The organism is Paracoccus thiocyanatus (genome assembly GCF_900156255.1).
Lineage (GTDB): Bacteria > Pseudomonadota > Alphaproteobacteria > Rhodobacterales > Rhodobacteraceae > Paracoccus > Paracoccus thiocyanatus.
In genome coordinates this window covers 1-22,852 of the sequence record NZ_FTMK01000029.1, presented here as the reverse complement: position 1 = coordinate 22,852, position 22,852 = coordinate 1, and the positions used below count along the sequence as shown (strand labels likewise).

The 22,852-nt window shown below is 64.7% G+C and carries 24 protein-coding genes and 1 pseudogene; 20 read left to right on the top strand and 5 right to left on the bottom strand.

Features of this window, described 5'->3' with window-relative positions:
• Window position 1: 1 nt before the first annotated feature.
• Complete coding sequence (locus F3H32_RS15610) at window positions 2-961, bottom strand: MBL fold metallo-hydrolase (protein WP_149766630.1); 960 nt, start codon at window positions 959-961, stop codon at window positions 2-4.
• A 116-nt stretch (window positions 962-1,077) separates the two neighbouring features.
• Between F3H32_RS15610 and F3H32_RS15605 the strand changes: the two genes are divergently transcribed.
• Window positions 1,078-1,806: a response regulator transcription factor gene (locus F3H32_RS15605; RefSeq protein WP_149766629.1), complete on the top strand. Its 729-nt coding sequence runs from the start codon at window positions 1,078-1,080 to the stop codon at window positions 1,804-1,806.
• Window positions 1,807-1,881: 75 nt separating this feature from the next.
• On the opposite strand, the gene F3H32_RS15600 is transcribed toward F3H32_RS15605, so the two are convergent.
• Window positions 1,882-2,310 (bottom strand): MarR family winged helix-turn-helix transcriptional regulator, encoded by a 429-nt coding sequence (locus F3H32_RS15600; RefSeq protein ID WP_149766628.1) that lies wholly within the window; start codon window positions 2,308-2,310, stop codon window positions 1,882-1,884.
• A gap of 119 nt (window positions 2,311-2,429) precedes the next feature.
• Here F3H32_RS15600 and hmgA point away from each other — a divergent pair, with 119 nt between their 5' ends.
• The 7 genes from hmgA to F3H32_RS17970 all read left to right on the top strand — a co-directional run bounded on the left by hmgA (window position 2,430) and on the right by F3H32_RS17970 (window position 9,117).
• A complete protein-coding gene (hmgA, locus tag F3H32_RS15595; RefSeq protein WP_149766627.1) occupies window positions 2,430-3,791 on the top strand; it encodes a homogentisate 1,2-dioxygenase in 1,362 nt (453 codons plus the stop codon).
• Window positions 3,792-4,129: 338 nt separating this feature from the next.
• Window positions 4,130-5,341, top strand: a complete 1,212-nt coding sequence (gene fahA, locus F3H32_RS15590; protein WP_149766626.1) for a fumarylacetoacetase — start codon at window positions 4,130-4,132, stop codon at window positions 5,339-5,341.
• Between the two features lie 5 nt (window positions 5,342-5,346).
• On the top strand, window positions 5,347-6,030 hold the full coding sequence (gene maiA, locus F3H32_RS15585) for a maleylacetoacetate isomerase (protein ID WP_149766625.1): 684 nt from the start codon (window positions 5,347-5,349) through the stop codon (window positions 6,028-6,030).
• The gene (locus F3H32_RS15580) at window positions 6,027-7,028 is read left to right on the top strand and encodes a TRAP transporter substrate-binding protein (protein WP_149766624.1); all 1,002 of its coding nucleotides are present in this window, start codon (window positions 6,027-6,029) and stop codon (window positions 7,026-7,028) included. Before maiA ends, F3H32_RS15580 begins: the two co-directional genes overlap by 4 nt.
• Complete coding sequence (locus F3H32_RS15575; protein ID WP_149766623.1) at window positions 7,025-7,543, top strand: TRAP transporter small permease; 519 nt, start codon at window positions 7,025-7,027, stop codon at window positions 7,541-7,543. The genes F3H32_RS15580 and F3H32_RS15575 overlap by 4 nt, the downstream gene beginning before the upstream one ends.
• The gene (locus F3H32_RS15570) at window positions 7,540-8,850 is read left to right on the top strand and encodes a TRAP transporter large permease (protein ID WP_149766622.1); all 1,311 of its coding nucleotides are present in this window, start codon (window positions 7,540-7,542) and stop codon (window positions 8,848-8,850) included. Before F3H32_RS15575 ends, F3H32_RS15570 begins: the two co-directional genes overlap by 4 nt.
• Window positions 8,851-8,925: 75 nt before the next feature.
• Window positions 8,926-9,117 (top strand): hypothetical protein, encoded by a 192-nt coding sequence (locus tag F3H32_RS17970; protein WP_223191493.1) that lies wholly within the window; start codon window positions 8,926-8,928, stop codon window positions 9,115-9,117.
• On the opposite strand, the gene F3H32_RS17965 is transcribed toward F3H32_RS17970, so the two are convergent.
• On the bottom strand, window positions 9,090-9,284 hold the full coding sequence (locus F3H32_RS17965; RefSeq protein ID WP_223191492.1) for a hypothetical protein: 195 nt from the start codon (window positions 9,282-9,284) through the stop codon (window positions 9,090-9,092). The genes F3H32_RS17970 and F3H32_RS17965 overlap by 28 nt on opposite strands.
• Before the next feature lie 379 nt (window positions 9,285-9,663).
• Window positions 9,664-9,792 carry a hypothetical protein gene (locus F3H32_RS18120; protein WP_262494993.1) on the bottom strand — a complete coding sequence of 43 codons (129 nt, stop codon included), beginning with the start codon at window positions 9,790-9,792 and terminating at the stop codon, window positions 9,664-9,666.
• Window positions 9,793-10,059: 267 nt separating this feature from the next.
• On the opposite strand from F3H32_RS18120, the gene F3H32_RS15560 reads away from it, so the two are divergent.
• From F3H32_RS15560 to F3H32_RS15540, 5 genes are all read left to right on the top strand, one after another.
• Window positions 10,060-11,316 carry a mechanosensitive ion channel family protein gene (locus F3H32_RS15560; protein ID WP_149766621.1) on the top strand — a complete coding sequence of 419 codons (1,257 nt, stop codon included), beginning with the start codon at window positions 10,060-10,062 and terminating at the stop codon, window positions 11,314-11,316.
• Window positions 11,317-11,361: 45 nt separating this feature from the next.
• Window positions 11,362-11,568 (top strand): hypothetical protein, encoded by a 207-nt coding sequence (locus F3H32_RS15555; RefSeq protein WP_149766620.1) that lies wholly within the window; start codon window positions 11,362-11,364, stop codon window positions 11,566-11,568.
• 108 nt (window positions 11,569-11,676) lie between these two features.
• Window positions 11,677-12,864: a glycine betaine/L-proline ABC transporter ATP-binding protein ProV gene (proV, locus tag F3H32_RS15550; protein WP_149766619.1), complete on the top strand. Its 1,188-nt coding sequence runs from the start codon at window positions 11,677-11,679 to the stop codon at window positions 12,862-12,864.
• Window positions 12,865-12,886: 22 nt separating this feature from the next.
• Window positions 12,887-13,780, top strand: a complete 894-nt coding sequence (locus F3H32_RS15545; protein ID WP_149766618.1) for an ABC transporter permease — start codon at window positions 12,887-12,889, stop codon at window positions 13,778-13,780.
• 65 nt (window positions 13,781-13,845) lie between these two features.
• Window positions 13,846-14,712: a glycine betaine ABC transporter substrate-binding protein gene (locus F3H32_RS15540; protein WP_149766617.1), complete on the top strand. Its 867-nt coding sequence runs from the start codon at window positions 13,846-13,848 to the stop codon at window positions 14,710-14,712.
• Window positions 14,713-14,797: 85 nt separating this feature from the next.
• Here the strand turns inward: F3H32_RS15540 and F3H32_RS15535 are convergent, their stop codons facing one another.
• Window positions 14,798-15,697 carry a LysR family transcriptional regulator gene (locus F3H32_RS15535; protein WP_115756145.1) on the bottom strand — a complete coding sequence of 300 codons (900 nt, stop codon included), beginning with the start codon at window positions 15,695-15,697 and terminating at the stop codon, window positions 14,798-14,800.
• Window positions 15,698-15,806: 109 nt separating this feature from the next.
• Here F3H32_RS15535 and F3H32_RS15530 point away from each other — a divergent pair, with 109 nt between their 5' ends.
• From F3H32_RS15530 to F3H32_RS15500, 7 genes and pseudogenes are all read left to right on the top strand, one after another.
• On the top strand, window positions 15,807-16,691 hold the full coding sequence (locus F3H32_RS15530) for a carbohydrate ABC transporter permease (protein ID WP_149766616.1): 885 nt from the start codon (window positions 15,807-15,809) through the stop codon (window positions 16,689-16,691).
• Complete coding sequence (locus tag F3H32_RS15525) at window positions 16,691-17,509, top strand: carbohydrate ABC transporter permease (protein WP_115756147.1); 819 nt, start codon at window positions 16,691-16,693, stop codon at window positions 17,507-17,509. Before F3H32_RS15530 ends, F3H32_RS15525 begins: the two co-directional genes overlap by 1 nt.
• Before the next feature lie 33 nt (window positions 17,510-17,542).
• Complete coding sequence (locus F3H32_RS15520) at window positions 17,543-18,868, top strand: ABC transporter substrate-binding protein (RefSeq protein ID WP_149766615.1); 1,326 nt, start codon at window positions 17,543-17,545, stop codon at window positions 18,866-18,868.
• Between the two features lie 106 nt (window positions 18,869-18,974).
• Window positions 18,975-20,438 carry a sulfatase family protein gene (locus F3H32_RS15515; protein ID WP_149766614.1) on the top strand — a complete coding sequence of 488 codons (1,464 nt, stop codon included), beginning with the start codon at window positions 18,975-18,977 and terminating at the stop codon, window positions 20,436-20,438.
• Window positions 20,439-20,451: 13 nt separating this feature from the next.
• The gene (locus tag F3H32_RS15510; RefSeq protein WP_149766613.1) at window positions 20,452-21,468 is read left to right on the top strand and encodes an ABC transporter ATP-binding protein; all 1,017 of its coding nucleotides are present in this window, start codon (window positions 20,452-20,454) and stop codon (window positions 21,466-21,468) included.
• Window positions 21,469-21,603: 135 nt separating this feature from the next.
• The gene (locus tag F3H32_RS15505) at window positions 21,604-22,374 is read left to right on the top strand and encodes an L-iditol 2-dehydrogenase (RefSeq protein WP_149766612.1); all 771 of its coding nucleotides are present in this window, start codon (window positions 21,604-21,606) and stop codon (window positions 22,372-22,374) included.
• Between the two features lie 9 nt (window positions 22,375-22,383).
• A pseudogene (locus tag F3H32_RS15500) lies at window positions 22,384-22,852 on the top strand (chloride channel protein); the annotation flags it as partial.

Sequence of the window (22,852 nt, the reverse complement as noted above, 5' to 3'; positions counted from 1 at the left end):
ATCAGTTCTGAAGCTTGTCCCAGACCTCGCGGTCGCGCTCGGCAGTCCAGATGCGGGGATGTTCGATCCCGTCATATTCGTCCCAAAGACGCTGGACGTCGAACGGCAGGCAATGCTCGAAGATCGGCCAGGATCCGAACTCGGGCGCCAGGGCATCGCGCGTCGCCTCGAAGGCTTCGCGAAGCGAACCGCCGGCCTTGTGCGCGCGGCCGACATTCTCGATCATGCCGTTCAAGAACTTGCGGGTCTGCTCGACCGCCGCATCGGTTTGCGCCACGCCGCGCGCCACCGCCCCGCGCCCGCCGATCAGGTTCTCGGCCCGATAGGCCTTGACGTTGTCCAGCGTCCTGCCGGCCCAGTCGAAATGATAGGCATCGCCGGTGTAAAGCGCCGCCTTGGCCTCGACCAGGTCCCCGGCAAAAAGGGTCCGGGTCTTGTCGTGCCAGACCGCGATGTCGCCTCCGGTGTGTCCCCGGCCAAGGAAGCGCAGTTCCAGCTTGCCGCGATCGCCGCCCAGGTCGATATCGTGTTCGGTGGCAAAGGTGATGGTCGGCCAGGTCAGGCCGGGCACTTCCTCGGCATTCTTCGCCAGGCGCGGCATGCGGCCGAATTCGCTTTTCCAATCCTGCTCGCCGCGCTCGGCCACCAGCTCGCGCGAGGCGTCCGACATGATGATGTCGCCGGCGTCAAAGGCGCTGGCGCCCAGGACGCGGACCGCATGGTAATGCGTCAGCACCAGGTAACGGACCGGCTTGTCGGTCTGTTCGCGCAGGATCCTCAGCCAGTCGCGCGACGCCGCCGGGGTGGCGCGGGATTCGATGGCGACGACGAAGTCCTCGCCTTCGATGGCACCGACATTGGGATCGCCCTCGGCGGTCAGGGCATAGACGCCCTTGCCCAGGATTTCCAATGTATCGGTCTTGGTTTCGGTATCGGTCGAAGAGGCGAAGGGCTTGGTCATGTTCTCGCTTCCATGCTTTGCTGCTGTCAAAGCCATTTCTATTGAAACGAATCCGGCCTGTATGTCATTATGTCTATCGACAGACCGCCGCGTGGCGCGAACAGGGGACCGGCAAGATGCAGAACTGCGGGCTTTTCGACCCGGACGCGGCGGCGGACCTTCTGGGGGCCCGTGACAATCAGCTCTTCGCGACCCGGCTTCTGGAGATCGCGAACAGCACCGCCGGCATCGAGGAATTGTTCGCCTATCGCGTCGGCGACGATGTGCCGCGGATACTGGCCTCTGCCAGCCGTCTTGGGGACGTGGCCGAACGTGCCCGCGCCTATGCCCGCCGCTTTCACCACAGCGATCCGGTTGCGCAAGCGCGCCGGGCCACCCGCCCCGGCAACGGCTTCGCGTGCCGGATCCCGGCCCAGGCCATCAGCCTGGGCGCCTATCGCAGCCTTTGCTTTGACCGTCCGCGATTTGCCGAAAAGATCTGCTTTGGCTGGTGCAGGGCGGATCACGCGCTGGTCGTGACCTTTTATCAGCGCCGCGATGCCGCTGAACCGGATATGGCGCAACTAGGCGCGCTGGCCCAACTGGCGATGACCGGCCTGACCCGCCTTGCCCAGTCGCCCGCCCCCTTGCTGGCAGAGGTGCAGGACCGGCTGGCGCAGGCCTATCCGGTCCTGACGGCGCGCGAACGGGAAATCTGCGCCCGCACTATCGCTGGGCAAACGGCTCGCGCGATCGGCGAAGAATTGGCCCTGGGTGTAAGCACCGTCCTGACCTATCGCCAGCGGGCCTATCAGAAGCTGGGGATAAGCAAGTCCAACGACCTGCTGGCGGCGATCATGCACTGAGCGGCGGGGATTTCCGCAACATCGCGCGGCCTTTCAGATTCGGTGACCCAGGGCGCAAGGGGGCCGCGGCTTCGGTCAGTCGTCCCCTTGGGCCAGGATCCGCGCCAGGCCGCGTTCGAAACCCGCGATGTCGTTGCCCAGCAGGGTGCGCAGCTCATTCTGGAATTCGTCGGCAACAGCGGAAAGCCGCTTCATCAGCGCCTCGCCCTGCGGCGTCAACTCCAGCGCGATCAGCCGCCGGTCGCCGTCATGCCCCGACTTGACGACATGGCCGGCCTCTTGCAGGCGGCTTGCAGCGCGGCTGACCACGGACTTGTCCAGGTTCACCTGCCGCGTGATGTCGCGCACGCTGACCGCGCCGGAATGGCTAAGATGCGCCATCACGCGCCATTCCGGGACGCTAAGGCCGGCAATGGCGGCATAACGGGCGGCAAAGCGCCGGCTGACCTCGGCGGCGGCGACCGAAAGCCGATAGGGCAGGAACTGGTCCAGTTGGAATGTCATCGTAGCCTCCTTTCCAGGCAGACCACCCCATATCCGTTGCATATGCAACAGGCTTGACAAGAACGGGGCGGCGGGGCCAATATCGTTGCAACGTCAACGAATATGCAGGAGGAACCCGAATGACCACCCACGACCTGCCGCGCGGCATGATCCGCGCCACGGGCACGACCGGCACGCATGAAGGCTACATGCCCGGCTTTGGCAACGACTTCGAAACCGAGGCGCTGCCCGGCGCCCTGCCCCAGGGCCAGAACAGCCCGCAGAAATGCAATTATGGCCTTTATGCCGAGCAGTTGTCGGGCACGGCCTTTACCGCCCCGCGCGGCCAGAACGAGCGGACCTGGTGCTATCGCATCCGCCCATCGGTCCATCACACCGGACGTTTCAGCCCGATCGACGTGCCCTATTGGAAGACCGCGCCCAATATCGACGACGGCATCGTCAGCCTGGGCCAATACCGCTGGGATCCGATTCCCGTGCCGGATCAGGACCTGACCTGGATCACCGGGATGCGCACCATCACCACAGCCGGCGATGTGAACATCCAGGTCGGCATGGCGTCGCATGTCTATCTGGTCACGCGGTCGATGCAGGACGAATACTTCTTTTCCGCCGACAGCGAACTGCTGGTCGTGCCGCAGGAAGGCCGGCTGCGCTTTTGCACCGAACTGGGCGTCATCGACCTGGAGCCGAAGGAGATCGCCATCATCCCGCGCGGGCTCGTTTACCGGGTCGAGGTGCTGGAGGGCCCGGCCCGCGGCTTCGTCTGCGAAAATTACGGCCAGAAGTTCGACCTGCCGGGCCGCGGACCCATCGGCGCCAACTGCCTGGCGAACCCGCGCGACTTCAAATGCCCCGTCGCGGCCTTCGAGGACCGCGAGACCCGGTCGCGCGTGGTCATCAAATGGTGCGGCCAGTTCCACGAAAGCTTCATCGACCACAGCCCGCTGGACGTGGTGGCCTGGCACGGCAACTACTGCGCCTATAAATACGACCTGCGGACCTATTCGCCGGTGGGCGCGATCCTGTTCGACCATCCCGACCCGTCGATCTTTACCGTGCTGACCGCGCCGTCCGGGCAGGAAGGCACCGCCAATATCGACTTCGTGCTGTTCCGCGAGCGCTGGATGGTCGCTGAGCACAGCTTCCGTCCGCCCTGGTATCACAAGAACATCATGTCCGAACTGATGGGCAATATCTATGGCCAGTATGACGCCAAGCCGCAGGGCTTTGCGCCCGGCGGCATCAGCCTGCACAATTGCATGCTGCCCCACGGTCCCGACCGCGACGCGTTCGAAGGCGCGAGCAACGCGGAACTGAAGCCGGAAAAGCTGGACAACACCATGTCCTTCATGTTCGAGACCCGCTTTCCCCAGCATCTGACCCAGTTCGCCGCCAGGGAAGCGCCCATGCAAGAGGAATATGTCGAAGTCTGGAACCAGCTTACCAAGAAGTTCGACGGAACGCCGGGCGTGAAGTGAACCCCGGCAGCGGTGCGGCCATCCCGCACCGCTGCCGCCATCTGGCCAGCATCCGCCCCCGCCATGGCCTTCGCCGGCGGGGCGCAATAGCACCCTGTCGCGATGCGCCGGCCCTCCGCTTCCGTCGCCGCGAATCGTCCTGCCTGACACCTGGGCTGCCCTGTCCCCCCAAACCCGCCCGGCGATCGCGGCGTTTCGCTGGTTGTCCGGCCGTCTGCCACGGCGTTTTCCTCAGTCCAAGAATCTTATTGCATCTGAAACAAATCCTGCTACTGGTTTCAAATGCAACTTTCCGGGTCGCCCGGAAACAGCAGGAAAACAGACTGAAGAGGCACCTGATGGTCGATCAACCCCTGCGCAGCTGGGTCGCTGCCGCAAATGAAGCCGATTGCGACTTTCCGATCCAGAACCTGCCTTATGGCGTGTTCTCGGTGGGCGGACAGGCGCCGCGCTGCGGGGTCGCGATCGGGGACATGATCCTGGATCTGGCGGAATGCGAGGCGCGCGGGCTGGTCGACGCCGGGGGTGCGTTCGGGCGGCCGGTGCTGAACGACTTCATCGACCAGGGGCGCGGCGCCTGGGACAACATGCGGACCCGGCTTACCACCTTGCTTGCCGAGGACGGCGACCGCAGCCTGCCGCTGGTGCCGATGGCCGATGCAACCCTGCACCTGCCGATCCGGGTGGCCGAGTTCACCGATTTCTATGCGTCCCGGAACCACGCCTTCAACGTGGGCGTGCTGTTCCGGGGGCCGGAAAACGCGCTGCCCGCGCAATGGACGCATATGCCCATCGGCTATAACGGCCGGGCGTCCTCGGTGGTGGTATCCGGCACGCCGATCCGCAGGCCGATGGGTCAGGTCAAGGGCGAAGACGGGCCCCTGTGGACCGCCTGCCGCCGCCTGGACCTGGAAATGGAACTGGGCGCCATCGTCGGCGCCGGCAGCCGGATGGGACAGCGCATCGGCGTGGACCAGGCCGAGGACATGATCTTCGGCTATGTGCTGCTGAACGACTGGTCGGCGCGCGACATCCAGGCCTGGGAATACCAGCCGCTTGGTCCTTTCCAGTCCAAGGCGCTTGGCACCACGATCAGCCCCTGGATCGTGACGCAGGCGGCGCTGGAGCCGTTCCGCTGCGAAGGCGCGGAACGCCTGAACCCGCTGCTGCCCTATCTTCAGGAAAAACGGCCCGGTTTCTATGATCTGACGCTTGGCTGGACCATGAACGGCCAGCGCATGGCGCAGACGAACTACAACGTCATGTATTATTCCTCGGCGCAGCAACTCGCGCATCACGCGGTTTCCGGCTGTCCGATGCGGGTGGGCGACCTGCTGGGGACCGGCACCATTTCGGGCCCGGCGCTTGACCAGACCGGCGCGCTGCTTGAAATGACGCAGGGCGGCAAGACGCCGGTTCAGGTCGGCGCCGAACAACGCACCTTCATCGAGGACGGCGACGAGATCGGCCTATACGGATATGCCCAGGGGGACGGCTATCGCATCGGCTTTGGTCCCTGCACCGGCAAGATCATCCCGGCGCAGGAATGACGCCGATGGCTGCCCAGCCCAAGGCGAAGCCGGTCCTGCACGACTATTGGCGGTCCTCGGCCTCTTACCGGGTGCGGATCGCGCTGAATCTCAAGGGGATCGCCTTCGACCGGGTGTCGGTCGATCTGGTGGCCGGCGACCAGCGGCATCCCCGGCATCTGGCGGTGAACCCGCAGGGTCTGGTGCCCGCGCTACAGATCGACGGGCTGGTGCTGACGCAATCGCTGGCGATCCTGGACTATCTGGACGAGACGCGCCCGCAGCCGCCCTTGCTGCCATCCGCACCTGCCGCGCGGGCCCATGTCCGCGCACTGGCGCTGGCCATCGCCTGCGAGATCCACCCCGTCTCGAACCTTGCGGTGCTGGCACGGGTCGAGGCGCTGGCAGGCGCCGAAGCGCGTGCGGACTGGAACCAGGACAACATCGCAAGCGGATTGCTGTCGATCGAGGCGATGCTGGATCACCCCGGCTTCGTCGGCCGCTTCTGCCAGTATGACGCGCCGTCCATGGCCGACTGCACCTTGATCCCGCAGCTTTACAATGCGACCCGCTGGGGCGTGGGTTTCAGCCACCTGCCCCGCATTTCCGCCGTGGCGCGCGCCTGCGCGGCACATCCGGCCTTTGCGGCCGCCCATCCGGACCATTTCGACCTGCGCAGGAGGCAAGGGTCATTGAGGGAGAGAGCATGAAACCGATCCACCTGACCCTTGCGGGCCTGATCCTGTCCGCCATGCCATTGGCGGCCGAAGAACTGATCATGTCGTCCTGGCTGCCGCCCAAGCATCCGGTCGTCGTCAACGCCTTCCAGCCCTGGGCCGAAGACGTCGAGCGCGTGACCGAGGGCCGCGTGACGGTCCGCATCATGGGCAAGCCGCTTGGCAGCCCGCCCGCGCATTTCGACATGGCGCGCGACGGGATCGCGGACATCACCTATGGCCTGCATTCCTTTACCGAGGACAACCGCTTCAACCGGGCGCAACTGGGCCAGTTCAGCTTTCTGGGCGACGACGCCGTCGCCAATTCCAAGGCCTTCTGGTCGATCTATGGCGGCAAGCTGGATGCGGCCGAAGAACATGCGGGCACGCATCTTCTGGGCCTGTTCATGCACGGCCCCGGCCTTTTGCACAACAACGTCCGCAAGATCGAAACGCCGGCCGACATGCAGGGCATGAAGATCCGCGTTCCCGGCGGCTATGTTGGCGAACTGGTCTCGGCGCTCGGGGCCTCGCCGCTCTTCATGTCCTCGCCCGAGGTCTATGAGAAACTGTCCCGCGGCGTCATCGACGGCGTGGCCTTCACCTATGAAGCCATGACCGCCTTCAACCTGACCGACCACATCAAGTATTCAATGACGGTTCCCGGCGGCATCTACAACACCACCTGGTTTTTCGTGATCAACGAAGGCAAGTGGAACAGCCTGTCCGCCGAAGATCGCGCAGCCATCGACGCCATCTCTGGCGAAGCCTTTGCCGAACGCGTGGGCCAGGCCTGGAACGACGCCGACACCGCCGCCAAGCAGGAAGTCGGCGACGCGGTCGAATTCTATCAGGCCAGCCCCGAGGTCGTGACCGCGCTGCACGAGGCTGCCACGAAGATCGAACAGGCATGGGCAGAAAGCCTGGGCGAGCATGACGGCGCCGCCGCCCTGGCGGCATTCCGCGAGATGACCGGGGTCAAGGTCGAATGACCCCCTCCTCCTGCCCCTTTTCGGAAGAGCCGGCCCCGGACATGATTCCGGGCCGGACGCCGCATCGGCAGGCCGGCTGGTATCGCGTGCTGGCGGCGGTTGCCGCTTTGCTGATCGCGATGCTGATCGGCGTGACCTGCATCGACGTGATCGGCCGCTATCTGATGAACCGCCCCTTCGGCGCGGCTTACGAACTGACGCAGATACTGCTTGCCGCGCTTGTCTTCGTGGCGCTGCCCCTGACTTCCGCTGATGGCGGCCATGTCGAGGTCGATCTGGCGCTGCACCTGTTTCCCAAATGGCTCCAAGACCTTCTGGGACGGCTGGCCGGGATCGTCTCGGCCGTCGTCCTGGGCTATTTCACCTGGCGCCTGGCGTTGCTGGGCGTCGCCCAGATGCACGAAGGCACGCACAGCGCCTCGCTGTTGCTGCCGATGGCGCCCCTGGCCTTTCTGGCGGCGGGCAGTTGCGCCCTGTCGGCCGTTGTCATGCTGCTGCCGAAAGGAACGCCATGACCCTTTCCCTGATTGCTCTTGCCGTCCTGCTGGTGCTGGTCTTTGCGCGGGTGCCGATCGCCTTTGCGATGGCCTTGGTCGGGGGCGTGGGCTTTGCGATCATGCGGGGCTGGACCCCGGCCGGCGCGATGATTGGCAACGCGGTCTACGAGACGGGATTGAACTATTCCCTGTCCGTGGTGCCGCTGTTCATCTTCATGGGCAACGTCCTGGCGGGGTCGGGCATCGCGCAGGGATTGTTCGCGGCGGCGGACCGGGTGTTCGGCAGGATGCGCGGCGGCCTTGCCATGGCCACCGTCCTTTCCTGCGGCGGCTTTTCTGCGGTCTGCGGATCGTCGCTGGCCACCGCCGCGACCATGTCCAAGGTCAGCATGCCCTCGATGCGGCGCTTTGGCTATTCCGACAGCCTTGCAACCGGCGCCATCGCAGCGGGCGGGACGCTTGGCATCCTGATCCCGCCTTCGGTGGTGCTGATCATCTTCGGCCTGCTGACCGAGGCGGATATCGGCAAGCTGTTCCTGGCCGGCATCATTCCCGGCATCGTCGGGATCATCGGCTACCTGCTGGCCGTGATGGTGGCGGTGCGGCTGAAGCCGGAGCTGGCGCCCAAGGTCGGCGAGGTCCACCCGCTGACCCGCAGGGACGCCATCAGCGTCGTGGCCGTGCTGGCCCTGTTCGTGTTCATCATGGCCGGCATCTATGGCGGGTTCTTCACGCCGATCGAAGCCGCGGGAATGGGCGCGGCGGCGGCTTTGCTGATCGCGCTGGTGACGGGCGGGCTGACCCGCGCCGCGCTCTGGACCGCCTTTCTTGACAGCGCCACCGCTTCGGCCATGATCTTTGCCATCATCATCGGTGCCGAGATCTTTGGCAATTTCATCACCTTCGCGGGCCTGCCAGACACCTTGTCGGATATCGTCGGAGATCTTGGCCTGTCGCCTTGGGTCGTGCTGCTGGTCATCGTGGCGATCTATGTGGTCCTGGGCTGCTTTCTGGAAAGCCTGTCGATGATCCTGCTGACGGTTCCGGTATTCTATCCCCTGGTGGTGGACCTGGATTTCGGGCTGCAAATCCTTCAGGACCCGGACATGGTGCTGATCTGGTTCGCGATCATTGTCGTGGTGGTGACGGAAATCAGCCTGATCACGCCGCCGATCGGCATGAACGTCTTTGTGCTGCGTTCGGTCCTGCCCGACGTCACGCTGGGGACGATCTTCCGGGGCGTCTTCGTGTTCTGGGCGGCCGATATCGTGCGGCTGGCGCTGATCATCGCGGTTCCGGCCCTGTCCCTCTACCTCGTGGCTTGACCGCAATGTCCCGTTTCGCTTGCTATGGCTGGGCGGGCGGGGCATCTGCACCAGCCGACAGCAAAAGAGGCCAATATGCGTATCGAGACCTTTTTTCCCTATCGGCTTGCCGTGGTTGCCGAAGCCTTTTCGCGCCAGCTTGTCGAAGTCTATGGGCGCGAACACGGTCTCTCGCGGGAAGAGTGGCGATTGCTGTTCCTGCTGGAGGACGCCGGCTCTCTTAACTCGCTGCAAATCTCTCAGCGCACTTCGCTGGACAAGGTGTAGGTCAGCCGGGCCGCCACGCGGCTGGAGGCAAAGCGTCTGATCACGCGCGAGATCCTGAGCAGCGACCGCCGCCTGCGGCAATACGCCATCACCGAAAGCGGCAGGGCGCTGTTCGGCGCGGCCTTCTCGGGCGTTGCGGCGCGTGCCGACCAGATATTGGGGGCCATGTCCGAAGCCGACAGGGCGGCCTTGCAGCAGGGTTTGACTGCCCTAGACAAGGCCGTCGCAAGCCTCTCGACGGACAGCCCGCGGCCGCGGACCGCGCCAGGCGAAATTGCATAGACCGCAGCCGGTCTAAATTCCGGCTCTATCGACCGGTTCGGCGAAGGAGCAGGGAAATCGCGCCCTGCATGGCGGCATGTTCATCGTGGGGTGGCGTCGGCCATTGCGGCATCGCCGATGCTTCTGATCGACGCGCGGCCTGGTGCCGCGCGGTCTCAGGTTGTCCTGGTCGGCCCAGGGGGGCTTTGCCCCCCGCGTCCCCACGGCCCCTTGATGGGGCCGCGGGGTCGCTCCCCCCAGGATATTTGGCCACGAAAGAAGCGATCAGAGCTTGCCGGTCAGGTCCGGGACCACGGTCGATGACGGTCTTGCCCAGCACTTGCTGCGCCGCCCGCCGCGCTGCAATAGCGCCGGATCGGTTTTCGGGGTCAAGACGATCTCGGGCCGCGGCATCAGCGGGGCGGATTGAAGGAATGCGTGATCAGGAAGTCGCGGCGAAAGGCGTCGGACATGCCGTTGCGGGGCGCAACGCGCGAAGCCTATGAGATCGCCTCGCGATTATAAGGTGCGCAGGAACGAATATGATCCTTGATATGGCTTGCCGCCGCCCTGCCTGCTGCGCGGCACGGTCCCCGCTTGCTGCGGTTCAATATTCTGCGCGTTCCGGCTATAGGCGGATGGGCCCGCCCTTCGCTGTCAACAAACGAGAATGCCGGAATAATGACGGAACCGCTGCAAGATTTTCTGACCGCCCATCCCTGGATCTACACGCTCGCGGCTTTGGCCATGCTGGCGATAGCTGCGATTTTCGCCAATTTCGTCGTCAAGAAGATCTTGCTGCGCGTTCTCAATCACGTTCTGGGCCGCACGGTCTATGGACGCGACAAAGAACTGCGCCGCCACGGCGTGATCGAGCGCCTGGCCAATATCATGCCGGCTTTCGTCATTGCCTCGGGTATCGCCTTGGTGCCGCATTTGCCGGCGGCCGCCGTCACCATCGTTCGCAACGTAGCCAATGCCTTTATCATCGTGACGCTGGCCATGGCGCTGGCCGCGGCCCTGAACGTGGTGGACACCATCTATCACCGCCGCCCGGCCGCAAGGCTGAAACCGATCAGAAGCTATATCCAGATCGTCAAGATCGCCATCTATGCGATCGCCGCGATCCTGATGATCGCGACGCTGATCGACCGCTCTCCGCTTATCCTGCTGTCGGGGCTGGGCGCCATGGCCGCGGTTCTGATTCTGGTGTTTCAGGACACGCTGCTGTCGCTGGTCGCGGGGATCCAGATTTCCTCGACCGACATGGTGCGCGTGGGCGATTGGATAGAAATGCCGGCCCTGGACGCGGATGGCGATGTCGTCGAAATCGCCCTGCACACCGTTCGGGTGCAGAACTGGGACAAGACCATTACCACGATTCCGATCCGCAAGCTGGTGACGGAATCCTTCAAGAACTGGCGCGGCATGCAGGAGGCGGGCGGGCGCCGCATCAAGCGTTCGGTCAACCTTGACCAGACCAGCATCCGTTTCCTGTCAGAAGAAGAGATCGGGCGGCTAAGCCGCTTTCGCCTGCTGGAAAGCTATCTGAAGCGAAAGCAGCTAGAGTTGAGGGAATGGAACAGCAGGCTTGGCGAAAAGGGCGCCGTGACCGCGAACACGCGCCGCATCACCAATATCGGCACATTCCGCGCCTATGTAGAGGCTTATGTGCGCGCCCATCCGGGAATCCACCAGGACATGACCATCCTGGTGCGCCAGCTGCAACCAGGGCCAGAGGGGCTGCCGCTGGAAATATACTGCTTCACGAAAACCATTGCCTGGGCGGATTACGAAGCCATCCAGTCGGATATCTTCGACCATCTGATCTCTGTCCTGCCGGAATTCGGCCTGTCGGTCTTTCAGTCGCCCAGCGGCGCAGACGTCAGATCCTGGGGCATGGATCGAACCGCCCTGCCCCGACCGGCAATGGCCTGAGCCAGGGGCGCGGCGGCGCGGCTGGCGTCACGAAAGCCGTGCGACATGGAACGCGTTTCCCAGGGGCCGGTGCCGGCCATCCGGCCTTTCTTCGTGATCCTGGCCGGGAAAACAGCCCACCTGGCACCGCCGGCAAGGATCATTTCCCGCAAACGGGTGGACACTCGGGCGTGGTGGATTATGATCAATGCACTGGGGATGATCGCCGGAATGGTCCGGTTTGCGCTTGAAGGCATGGTCTTCGCGCCTTGATCGCAATGGAATGAATGCAAGGCGGCCTGCACGGACAAGCGGGCCGGCAACATTGTTTGGAGTTCGCTTTTGTCAGATTTGCAGACTGGTCACGATGGCTCGTCCAGCGTGAAAGTTCGGGCAAGAAACATCTACAAGGTCTTCGGCGACGAGCCGGAGCGCGCACTGAAAATGGCCGTGGCCGGAGAGGCGAAGTCCGACATCCTCGCCGCGACCGGATGCACGATCGGCGTTGACAATGCCAGTTTCGAGATCCTTTCGGGCGAAATCTTCGTCATCATGGGCTTGTCGGGTTCGGGCAAGTCCACGCTGTTGCGGCTGCTGAACCGCCTGATCGAACCCACGTCCGGCAGTATCGAGATCGGGGGGCAGGACATCACCCGCATGTCCCGGCGCGACCTGATCACCCTGCGGCGCCGGGAAATGAGCATGGTGTTCCAGTCCTTTGCCCTGTTGCCCAATCGCAGCGTTCTGGACAATGTGGCCTTCGGGCTGGAGGTCTCGGGCATGGCCGAGGGACAGCGCAAGGACAAGGCCATGGCGGCGCTGGAGGCGGTGGGCCTGACCCCCTATGCGCATAGCCGCCCGGACGAGCTTTCGGGCGGCATGAAGCAGCGCGTGGGCCTGGCCCGCGCCCTGGCGACCGAGCCGGGCATCCTGCTGATGGACGAGGCGTTTTCGGCCCTCGACCCGCTGATCCGCACCGAAATGCAGGACGAGCTGATCCGGCTACAGGCCGAAAGCAGCCGCACCGTCGTCTTTGTCAGCCATGACCTGGACGAGGCCATGCGCATCGGTGACCGCATCTGCATCATGCAGCATGGGCGCATCGTGCAGATCGGCACCCCCGATGAAATCGTGTCCAAGCCGGCGAACGATTATGTGCGGTCGTTCTTTCGCAATGTCGATGTCTCGCAGGTCTTTAAGGCCCGCGACATTGCCCGCAAAAGCCGCCTGACGATCATCGAACGCCACGGGGTCTCGGCGGCCTCGGCCCTGCGGCAGATGGAACGCTCGGGCCATGACTTCGCGGTGCTGGTGGGGCGGGACGGGCGCTATCACGGCATGATCAGCCAGGACCTGCTGGTGGAAAAGCTGCGTGGCCAGGCCGCCGATCCCTATCGCGAGGCCTTCTTGCCGGAACACCATCCGATCCCGGCCGCCGAACCCCTGTCCAACATCCTGGGCCGGGTCGCCGAAAGCCGCTGGCCGCTGCCCGTCGTGGAAGAGGACGGCCGCTATATCGGCTCGATCAGCAAGTCCTCGCTTCTTGAAACCCTTGACCGCGCCGGTTGAGCCGAACGGAACGGATAGCATCATGAAGCTGGATTTCAGTATCGGACAAGGGGCCGATATCGTCGTCAATTACATCCTGGACAATTTCACCCCGGCGCTCGACGCGATCGCGGCCACGATCGGCTTTGTCGCCAATGGCGTGCAGGATCTTCTGGTCGCGATTCCCTCGCTGGCCGGGATCGTCATCCTGACCCTGCTGTCGCTGTGGCGCGTCGGCTGGAAATTCGCGGTCTTCGCGCTGCTGGCGTTGGCGCTGGTCGAACATATGGGCCTGTGGCGGGCCATGATGCAGACCCTGGCGCTGGTCCTGTCGGCCACGCTGATCGCGGTGGTGCTGGGCATTCCCCTGGGCATCGCCATGGCGCGGTCCCAGCGGGTCGCCGGCCTGGTGCGCCCGGTGCTTGACCTGATGCAGACCATGCCGGCCTTTGTCTATCTGATACCGGCGGCGATGTTCTTTGGCCTGGGCGTGGTGCCGGGCACCATCGCCACGGTGATCTTCGCCATGCCGCCCATGGTCCGGCTGACCAACCTGGGCATCCGCCAGGTCCACCCCGAATATGTCGAGGCCGGGCTGGCCTTTGGCTGCACGCCCTGGCAGTTGCTGTTCAAGGTGCAACTGCCCAACGCCATGGCCTCGATCATGGCGGGGGTGAACCAGACCATCATGCTGTCCTTGTCGATGGTGGTCATCGCCTCGATGATCGGGGCGGGGGGGCTGGGCAACCACGTCCTGACCGGCATCCAGCGCCTTGATGTGGGCGCCGGCTTCGAAGGCGGCCTTGCGGTCGTCGTCCTGGCGGTGATCCTGGACCGGATCACGCAAAGTTTGGGCAAGGGCGGATCGGGCCTCTTCCGCCGCCTTTCCCTTCGCTCGGCCGCTGCATCGCCCGCCGGAAAATCTGCCGGCGGCTAACCTTGGCCGAACCAATGGCGGGGCCTGCGCCCTGCCCGAACTCCTGAAACCCATAAGGAGAACCCATGTTCAAGACCTTCAAGATCGTCGCGCTGTCCGCCGCTGCGGCGGGCGCCTCGATGACCGGCGCATTCGCCCAGGACGGCGAGCCGGTCAGGATCGGCTGGGCCGCATGGTCGGATGCCGAATTCGTCACCAAGCTGGCCGAGAAGCTGATCGAGGACAACCTGGACACCCAGGTCGAACTGATCCAGACCGATGTCGCGCCGCTTTACCAGGGCCTGTCGCGCGGCGACATCGACCTGATGATGATGGCATGGCTGCCCGAAACCCATGCCGACTATTACGCCCGCATCAAGGATGACGTGGAAACCCTGGGCACCATCTATGACGGCGCCAAACTGGGCTGGGTCGTACCCACCTATATCCCCGAAAGCGACATCGCCTCGATCGAGGACCTGAACAAGGACGAGGTCAAGGAAAAGCTGGGCGGCATGGTGCAGGGCATCGACCCCGGCGCCGGCCTGACCCGGCTGTCGCAGCAGGCGATCAGCGATTACGGCCTGGACTATGAGCTTCAGATCTCCAGCGAGGCCGGGATGCTGACCACCGTGGACCGCGGCATGCGCTCCGAGGATTGGTTCGTCGCAACCGCCTGGAGCCCGCACTGGATGTTCGGGAAATACGAGCTGCGCTATATCGACGACCCCAAGGGCTCGCTTGGCGCGGCCGAGCATGTGGACATCCTGTCGGCCAAGGATTTCAAGGCCGAGCATCCCGAGGTCGCGGCCTTCCTGTCGCGGATGAACCTGCCCATCGCCGAGCTGGAAGCCAGCATGTTCGAGGCGCAGGAAACCTCGTACGAGGCCGCGGTCGAGAAATATATCGCGGACCATCCCGACCGCATCAAGGAATGGCTGGGGCAAAGCTGACCCGCATCGCGATGCGCCCTGGACCGGGCGCATCGCAGGCGAGAAAGCCTTGACCTGTGCCCGCCGGCCGTGGGACCAAAGGCCGTCACGGCCGGTCACGGGGTTGAAATCCCTGCGCTTGGCAGTAAGCCCTGACCGCGGCGATAAAGCGTCGGGTATGCGGGCGCAGCGGTGCGGCTTGCTGGCTGATCACGCCCGAGACGAAATCCGGGCTTTCGTCGTCCTCGGTCAGGCGCACGATGCCGGACCGGGCGAATAACGCCCCCAGCGTCTTGGCGGTCGAGATCAGCAGGCGCGACCCGCGCAGCGCCTCGATGGCGGGCACCAGCGCGTTGGTGCGCAGCACGTAGCGCCGCCTTGAGCGCAGCGCCGAAGAGGGATCGTAGTCGTATTCGAATTTGTGATTGATCCAGCTTTCCGCAAGAAGGTCGGCTTCGGTGATGCGGTCCTGGCGCAAAAGCGGATGCGAGGCGTCGCAGTAAATGTCGTATTTCGCGCAGATGATCGGCTCGAAACCGTAGGCGCCGCCCTTCAGGTATTCCGGCGAGATCACACCGAAGGCCACGTCGTGGCGCCGGGTTTCCAACCCCCGCATCCGCGCGTCATGTTCGATCACGTCGAGATGGATCGAGACCTCGGGATTGTCGCGGCGATAGCTTTCGATGACATGCGGCAGAATGCCGTAACCCCAGCTATCGCCAGAACAAATCGGCAGGATTAACCGGGTCTGGTGCAGGCTGTGGTCGATGTCCTCGCGCGCGTTGTTCAGGGCGCGCACCGCCCGGCTGGCATAGATGTATAGCGTCTTGCCGGCATCCGACAGTTCGGCCCCCTGCGGCGTGCGCTCGAACAGGGGGGTGCCATAGCGGTCCTCAAGCAACCGGATCGTGCGCGACAGCGCCGGTTGCGAGATGTTCAGCGCCTCGGCCGCGCGCGAGATGTTGCGGTGTTCGGCCACGGCAAGGAAGCGCAGGTAATCGTCCATCAATCATCCGATCATTCAATTTCCTGATACCGTATCCAGTTTTGGCATTTGCATAAACACCCCTGCTGTGGCTTTTCGTCGCAGGAAATACGCCGAGGGAGGAAGCCGCATGTCCGTCAGCTCTAACAAAGGGCTGTGGTCGTTCATTTTGCCGACGTTTCTGACGCTTGGGGCAATCACGGTCACGCCGATCCTTGCGACCTTCGGCATCAGCCTGCTTTATATCAACCTGACGATGCCCGGCCCGCCGATGTTCGTCGGGCTAGAAAACTATGCCGAGTTGATGGCCGACAGCCGGTTCTGGAACTCGGCCGTGGTGACGGCCGAACTGATCTTCATCCCGGTCGCGGCCCAGATCGCCATCGGGCTGCTTCTGGCCATGGTGCTTAAGGAAAAGCTGGCGGGCACGCGCTGGATGCGCATGGCCTTCCTGCTGCCCGCGGTGATCCCGCCTGCCGTCAGCGGCCTGATCTGGAAGCTGTTCATCGTGCCCGGCGCCGGCGGACTGGCCTGGCTGGGCGGCGTCTTTGGCGCCGACATGTCGCTGGACCTGCTCAGCATGCCGTCCAGTGCGCTGGCGGTCGTCATCGTCGCCTCGGTCTGGACGGGCACGCCTTTTGTGGCGCTGCTGTTCCTGTCGTCGCTGGAATCCGTCGGCGACGACCAATACGAAGCCGCGCGCATCGACGGGGCAAGCTGGTTCCAGTCGCATTGGCACATCTCGCTGCCCGAGCTGCGCCCGGCGATCATCACCGTGACGGTGTTTCGCATCCTGGAGGCGCTGGCGATCTTTCCGATCATCTTCGTGCTGACCGGCGGCGGGCCTGCCGGATCGACCGAGCCGGTCAACTACCTGGCCTATGTCAACGGCTTCGAATACCTGCGCGTGGATTATGCGGCGACCATCATCGTCAGCTTCTTCATCGTGATGATGGCGCTTTGCGCGCCGTTCCTGGTCGGCATCGCCCGGCGCGAAGCGAAGGAGGCAAGGTGATGCTGCGCACCCGCGAAAAGCTGTTCTGCTACGGCGTGGCGGCGCTGTTCATCGCCTTCCTGCTGGCGCCGATCCTGTGGATGCTGTCATCGTCGTTCAAGGGCCCGCTTGGCATCTTCGCCAAGCCGCCGGTGCTGGTCGGCGACGTGACGCTGGAAAATTATCGCCAGGTGCTGTCGGACAAGACCTTCCTGCGGTCGTTCCTGAACTCGATCCTGGTCTCGGCGGGAACGGTCTTGGCCTCGATGCTGCTGGCGCTGCCTGCGGCCTATGGGCTGTCGCGCTTGCGCTCGGTCGCCAAGGCGGGGCTTCTGTCCTGGGTGCTGCTGGTGCGGGCCGCGCCGGGGATGATCTTCGTGATCCCCTATTTCGTGGCCTTTAACCAGATCGGGCTGATGGATACGCGGACCGGGCTGATCGTCATCAACACGGTCTTCACCGCGCCGCTGGCGATCTGGATCCTGATCGCCTTTTTCGACGCCATCCCGCTTGAGATCGAAGAGGCGGCCGTCGTCGACGGCGCGACGCGCTGGCAGACCTTTCTGCGGGTATCGCTGCCCATGGCGGCGCCGGGCATCGTTTCGGCCGCGATCCTGGTCTTCATCTTCTCGTGGAACGAATTCCTGTTCGCGCTGACCCTGACCCAGGTCGAGGCCAAGACCGCCGCCGTCGCGATCCTGAACTACATGGCCTATCAGGGCACCGAATGGGGCAAGATCGCCGCCGCCGGCATCATCATCTTGCTGCCCGTCGCCGTCTTCGCCGTCGCCATCCGCAAATACTTCATCCAGACCGCCGCCGGCGGGGTGAAGGGATAAGCGCCGCCATCGCATCGAACAGGAGGAAACGAGATGCGCATTCCGACCACTGCAAGACTGCTTGCCGCCGTGGGCGTGCTGGCCGGCCTTGCCGCCACCACCGCGCTGGCACAGGACAAGCCTTATGAGGGCGTGACGCTGCGCGTCCTCAGCACCCAGCAGCCCTGGGACGCCGAGATCGAGAAGCGCGTCGCCGCCTTCGAGGAAGAGACCGGCGCGGATGTCCAGTTCGATCTTTATGCCTTTGGGCAGGCGGTGCAAAAGATCGGGGTCGAACTTTCGACCGGCTCGCCCGCCTATGACGTGTTCTTCCTGGAAGCCTCGGACGTGCCGCGCTATGCGGCGGCGGGCCGGCTTGCGCCTTTCGACGATGCCATCGCAGCAATGGAAGGCTTCGACGGCGCCGATTTCATCCCGACGACGCTGGAAGCCTTCAAATATGACGGCAAGCAGATGGGCGTGCCCTATTTCGCCGCCACCCAATTGAACTATTGGCGCGGTCCGGTCCTGGCCGAGGCGGGCTTCGACAAGGCGCCCGAGACCTTCGAGGACATGCTCTCGATCTGCAAGGCGCTGAAGGAAAAGGGCGTCGCGCCCTGCACGGCGCTGCGCGGCAAGCCCAATACATCGGAAAACGTCTGGTATTGGACGCAGATCATGCTGGCCCAGGGCGGGCATTGGGTCAAGGACTATCCCCAGGACATGACCCCCACCCTGAATTCGCCCGAAGCCGTCCGCGCGACCGAGATCTATGCCGAATTGCTGAACGATTACAGCATCCCCGGTTCCGTTTCGGCGGGCTATGACGAGGTCGTGGTGGCGATGCAGCAAGGCAATATCGCCATGGCGATCGAAGGCGCGCCGCTGGCGGGCCGCATCCTGGACCCCGAACTGTCCAAGGTGCAGGGCGAATTGGGCTTTGCGCCGCCCCCCGGCGGGCCGGCGGGGCGATTTGCACCCTTCAACGCCCAGGGCTGGGCGGTGGGCGCAAGCTCGAAGAATGCCGAGGCCGCGCAGGCTTTCGTGCTGTGGGCCACGTCGAAGGAAACCGTCACCGATGTCACGCTGAACAGCTCGTTCCTGGCGGTGACGCGCCAGTCGGTCTGGAATGATCCGGCATTCACCGAAAAGCACGGCTACGATTTCGGCTATGGCGAGTTCACCAGGGCCTATGCCCAGGCGCTGGCCGATGGTGACCCGCTCTATCGGCTGCCGATCCCCGAGTTCCGCGCCGTGGGCGACCGCGTCGGCCTGGCGCTGCAAGAGGTCGTGACCGGCCGCCGCTCGGCGCAAGACGCGCTGGATGCGGCCCAGGCCGATACCGAGCGGATGTTCCGCCGCACGGGCTATATCGACTGACGATCCCCGGCTGGCGGTGCCCCAGCGCATCGCCCGCCGCCCCCAAACCGACCTGTTTCTTGAAGGCTGCCCCGCAGGTCGCGGAGCGGCAAGGAAGGCTGCAACCATGACCCGCCCCAACATCCTTTGGATCTGCACCGATCAGCAACGCTGGGACACCATCCGCCGTCTGGGTTTTCCCGCCGCGCAGACCCCGCATCTGGATGCGCTGGCCGAACAGGGCACCGCCTTTAGCCGCGCCTATTGCCAAAGCCCGATCTGCACCCCCAGCCGCGCCTCGTTCCTGACGGGCATGTATCCGATCGCGCATCAGGTGCAGCGTAACGGCAATACCGGCTTTCCCGACCATCTGGTCCTGGTGCCCGAAGTGTTCCGCCAGGCCGGCTATCGCACCGGGCTGATCGGCAAGCTGCACCTGTCCTCGGCGCAGGGCCGGGTCGAACAGCGCCCCGCGGCCGACGGCTACGAGGAATTCTACTGGTCGCAGCATCCCGACCCGGACTGGCCCGAGGGGCACGACTATCACGACTGGCTCAGGGCCAGGGGCGTCGATGCCGCCCAGGCTTATGCGCCGGCCGACGATATCGTGACGCATCCGGTGCCCGCCGAACACAGCCAGACCGCCTGGGCGACGGAACGGGCGCTGGATTTCATCGACCGCGCCGGCGACGCCCGGCCGTGGCTGCTGTCGATCAACGTCTATGATCCGCACCCGCCCTTCGATCCGCCGCAAACCTGGTTCGAGCGTTTCGACCCGGCGCAAATGCCGGCGCCGGTCTTTGCGCCCTCGGATCTGGCGCATCATCGCAAGCTGGCGGGCGTGGATCAGCAGACCCGCAAGCCGGTCGATCCGAACCTGGTTCCCGATGCATCGCAACGGGGCGACTACAGCCACGACACCCCGCCAGACAGCTATGACATCCGGCGCATTCGCGCGGCCTACATGGCGATGATTGCGCAGATCGACGACATGGTGGGCAAGCTGGTGGCGCGGCTGGACAGGACCGGACAGCGCCGCGACACGCTGGTCCTGTTCATGAGCGACCACGGCGAGATGCTGGGCGATCACGGGCTGCTCTACAAGGGCTGCCGCTTCTACGAAGGGCTGGTGCATGTGCCGATGATCGCCTCGATGCCCGGTCGGGTGTGCGAAGGACTGGTTTCGGACGCGCTGGTCGAATTGGTGGACATTCCCGCCACGATCTGCGAGGCGGCGGGGCTGGAAAAGCCGGTGCAGGACCAGGGCAAGTCGCTGATGCCCTTGCTGACCGGCGCGGCCGATCCGGGGCGTCACAAGGATCACGTGCTATGCGAATACATGGACGCGCTGCGCTTTCCAGGCAGCGTGGGCTCGCGCGGCTCGATGTATTTCGACGGCCGCTACAAGATCTGCGTCTATCACGATGCCGCGCAGGGAGAACTGTTCGATCTGGGCTCTGACCCGGACGAGTTGCATGACCTGTGGGACAGCGCCGACCATGCTGCGCTGAAGTCCGACCTGCTGTTGAAACACTTCTCGGCGATGATGCTGGTCTCGGGCGCCGGCCCGCAACGCATCTCCGATTACTGAAAGGAAAACGGTCATGGCAGAAGTCAGGATCAGCAAGCTCAGAAAGGTTTTCGGTGCCGTCGAGGTGATCCCGGAACTGGACCTGACCGTGCCCTCGGGTTCGTTCACGGTGCTGGTCGGCCCGTCGGGCTGCGGCAAGTCCACGCTCTTGCGGATGATCGCGGGGCTTGATCAGCCCAGTTCGGGGCGGATGCAGATCGACGGGCTGGACGTCAGCGGCAAGGTGCCCTCGGAACGGGGCATCGCCATGGTGTTCCAAAGCTATGCGCTTTACCCGCACATGACCGTGCGCGACAATATCAGCTTCTCGCTGCGGCTGGCCAAGGCGGAGCCGGCGCAGATCGACGCCCGCGTGGCGGAGGCGGCCGAGATCCTGCAACTGACGCCGCTGCTGGATCGCAAGCCCAAGCAGCTTTCCGGTGGCCAGCGCCAGCGCGTCGCCATCGGCCGCGCCATCGTGCGCCATCCCAAGGTCTTCCTGTTCGACGAGCCGCTGTCGAATCTCGACGCCGCCTTGCGCGGCCAGATGCGGGTCGAGTTGATGGAGCTGCACAAGCGCCTGGGCGCGACGATGATCTACGTGACCCACGACCAGGTCGAGGCGATGACCATGGCCGACCGCATCGTGGTGCTGAACAAGGGCCGGATCGAGCAGGTCGGCTCTCCTCTGGAACTATATGACACGCCGCAGACGCCGTTCGTCGCGGGATTCATCGGCGCGCCGCGGATGAATTTCGTCAGCGACGCCGTGGCGCGCGGGCTTGGCGGCGATACGCTGGGCATCCGCCCCGAGGACCTGCGGCTGTCCGCCGACGGTTCCGGCTGGCCGGGCCGCATCACCCTGGTCGAACAATTGGGCAGCGACAGCCTGGCCCATGTCGCCACCGACCACGGGCTGATGATCGTGCGCTGCGGCCGCGACCTGGCGCAGGCCGCCGACGGCTCGGTCCGGGTCACGGCGCTGCCCGGCAAGCTGCACCTGTTCCGCGACGGCGCGCGCATTGCCGCGCCCGACCTGCTGGCGCAATGACCCTGCCGGCCCGCTTGCGCCGATTGCTGCACATTCTGGCCGGCGGATACCGGCCTGAACGCCATTACATGCGCGGCCCCGGCCCTGCCTTTGCAAGACGGGTCCGCCGCATCTCGAACCGGGAAAGAACCTGACATGAGACTGCAAGGCAAGACCGCCATCATCACCGGATCGGCGCGCGGCATCGGGCTGGAATTCGCCCGCGCCTATATCGCCGAAGGCGCCCGCGTCGCGCTGGCCGACATCAATGCCGATGCCGCCCGCGCCGCCGCGGCCGAACTGGGCAAGCACGCCATAGCCGTGCAGATGGACGTAACCTCGCAGGACAGCATCGACATAGGCTTTGCCGAGGCCATCGAAAAGCTTGGCCATCTGGACATCCTGGTCAACAACGCCGCCCTGTTCACCGCCGCCCCGATCACCGAAGTCACCCGCGCCGATTACGACCGGGTCTTTGCCGTCAACGCCTCGGGCACCTTCTTCTGCATGCAGGCGGCTGCGCGCCACATGATCGCGCGCGGACAGGGCGGCAAGATCATCAACATGGCCAGCCAGGCCGGCCGGCGCGGCGAGGCCCTCGTCTCGGTCTATTGCGCGACCAAGGCGGCGGTGATCTCGATGACGCAAAGCGCCGGGCTGAACCTCATTGCGCATGGCATCAACGTCAACGCCATCGCCCCCGGCGTCGTGGATGGCGAGCATTGGGACGGGGTCGATGCCTTCTTCGCCAGATACGAAGGCCGCCCCTTGGGCGAAAAGAAGCGGATCGTCGGTGAATCGGTGCCGTTCGGCCGCATGGGCCGGGCCTCTGACCTGACCGGCATGGCGATCTTTCTTGCCACGCCCGAGGCCGGCTATATCGTCGCCCAATGCCTTGGCGTGGACGGCGGCAACTGGATGGCCTGAGGTCGAACCTTGTCCGCGAGACGTTATCGACCGGCCGTTGCCATCCGCCTGACCCTTTTCCGGCGGCGTGCCTTTGCGCGGGGCAACGAGATCGGGCTTATCCTGCTGGGGATTGCGGCGGGTGGGCTTTCTGGGCTGGTGGTGGCGGCGGTGGGCAGCCTTGCGGCGCTGCTGCACCGGCTGCTTTACGGGGTGGGCTTTGCCCAGGGCCTGAGCGGCGCCGGGCTGGAGCGGGGCTGGCCGCTGCTGGCGATCCCGGCCGCCGGCGGGCTGCTCAGCGCCCTGCTGGTGCGGCTGCGCCGGCGGCGCGGGCCGATCGTCGACCCGATCGAGGCCAATGCGCTTTACGGCGGCCGCATGTCGCTGACCGACAGCATCTGGGTGACGCTGCAAAACCTGGCCTCGAACGGCTTCGGCCTGTCGGCGGGGCTGGAGGCGGCCTATACCCAGCTTTCCTCGGGCATCGCCTCGAAACTGG

Coding starts and splice junctions, on each gene's coding strand:
- F3H32_RS15610 (WP_149766630.1), bottom strand. CDS start 961: ATGACCAAGCCCTTCGCCTCTTCGACCGATACCGAAACCAAGACCGAT.
- F3H32_RS15605 (WP_149766629.1), top strand. CDS start 1,078: ATGCAGAACTGCGGGCTTTTCGACCCGGACGCGGCGGCGGACCTTCTG.
- F3H32_RS15600 (WP_149766628.1), bottom strand. CDS start 2,310: ATGACATTCCAACTGGACCAGTTCCTGCCCTATCGGCTTTCGGTCGCC.
- hmgA (WP_149766627.1), top strand. CDS start 2,430: ATGACCACCCACGACCTGCCGCGCGGCATGATCCGCGCCACGGGCACG.
- fahA (WP_149766626.1), top strand. CDS start 4,130: ATGGTCGATCAACCCCTGCGCAGCTGGGTCGCTGCCGCAAATGAAGCC.
- maiA (WP_149766625.1), top strand. CDS start 5,347: ATGGCTGCCCAGCCCAAGGCGAAGCCGGTCCTGCACGACTATTGGCGG.
- F3H32_RS15580 (WP_149766624.1), top strand. CDS start 6,027: ATGAAACCGATCCACCTGACCCTTGCGGGCCTGATCCTGTCCGCCATG.
- F3H32_RS15575 (WP_149766623.1), top strand. CDS start 7,025: ATGACCCCCTCCTCCTGCCCCTTTTCGGAAGAGCCGGCCCCGGACATG.
- F3H32_RS15570 (WP_149766622.1), top strand. CDS start 7,540: ATGACCCTTTCCCTGATTGCTCTTGCCGTCCTGCTGGTGCTGGTCTTT.
- F3H32_RS17970 (WP_223191493.1), top strand. CDS start 8,926: ATGCGTATCGAGACCTTTTTTCCCTATCGGCTTGCCGTGGTTGCCGAA.
- F3H32_RS17965 (WP_223191492.1), bottom strand. CDS start 9,284: ATGGCCCCCAATATCTGGTCGGCACGCGCCGCAACGCCCGAGAAGGCC.
- F3H32_RS18120 (WP_262494993.1), bottom strand. CDS start 9,792: ATGCCGCGGCCCGAGATCGTCTTGACCCCGAAAACCGATCCGGCGCTA.
- F3H32_RS15560 (WP_149766621.1), top strand. CDS start 10,060: ATGACGGAACCGCTGCAAGATTTTCTGACCGCCCATCCCTGGATCTAC.
- F3H32_RS15555 (WP_149766620.1), top strand. CDS start 11,362: ATGGAACGCGTTTCCCAGGGGCCGGTGCCGGCCATCCGGCCTTTCTTC.
- F3H32_RS15545 (WP_149766618.1), top strand. CDS start 12,887: ATGAAGCTGGATTTCAGTATCGGACAAGGGGCCGATATCGTCGTCAAT.
- F3H32_RS15540 (WP_149766617.1), top strand. CDS start 13,846: ATGTTCAAGACCTTCAAGATCGTCGCGCTGTCCGCCGCTGCGGCGGGC.
- F3H32_RS15535 (WP_115756145.1), bottom strand. CDS start 15,697: ATGGACGATTACCTGCGCTTCCTTGCCGTGGCCGAACACCGCAACATC.
- F3H32_RS15530 (WP_149766616.1), top strand. CDS start 15,807: ATGTCCGTCAGCTCTAACAAAGGGCTGTGGTCGTTCATTTTGCCGACG.
- F3H32_RS15525 (WP_115756147.1), top strand. CDS start 16,691: ATGCTGCGCACCCGCGAAAAGCTGTTCTGCTACGGCGTGGCGGCGCTG.
- F3H32_RS15520 (WP_149766615.1), top strand. CDS start 17,543: ATGCGCATTCCGACCACTGCAAGACTGCTTGCCGCCGTGGGCGTGCTG.
- F3H32_RS15515 (WP_149766614.1), top strand. CDS start 18,975: ATGACCCGCCCCAACATCCTTTGGATCTGCACCGATCAGCAACGCTGG.
- F3H32_RS15510 (WP_149766613.1), top strand. CDS start 20,452: ATGGCAGAAGTCAGGATCAGCAAGCTCAGAAAGGTTTTCGGTGCCGTC.
- F3H32_RS15505 (WP_149766612.1), top strand. CDS start 21,604: ATGAGACTGCAAGGCAAGACCGCCATCATCACCGGATCGGCGCGCGGC.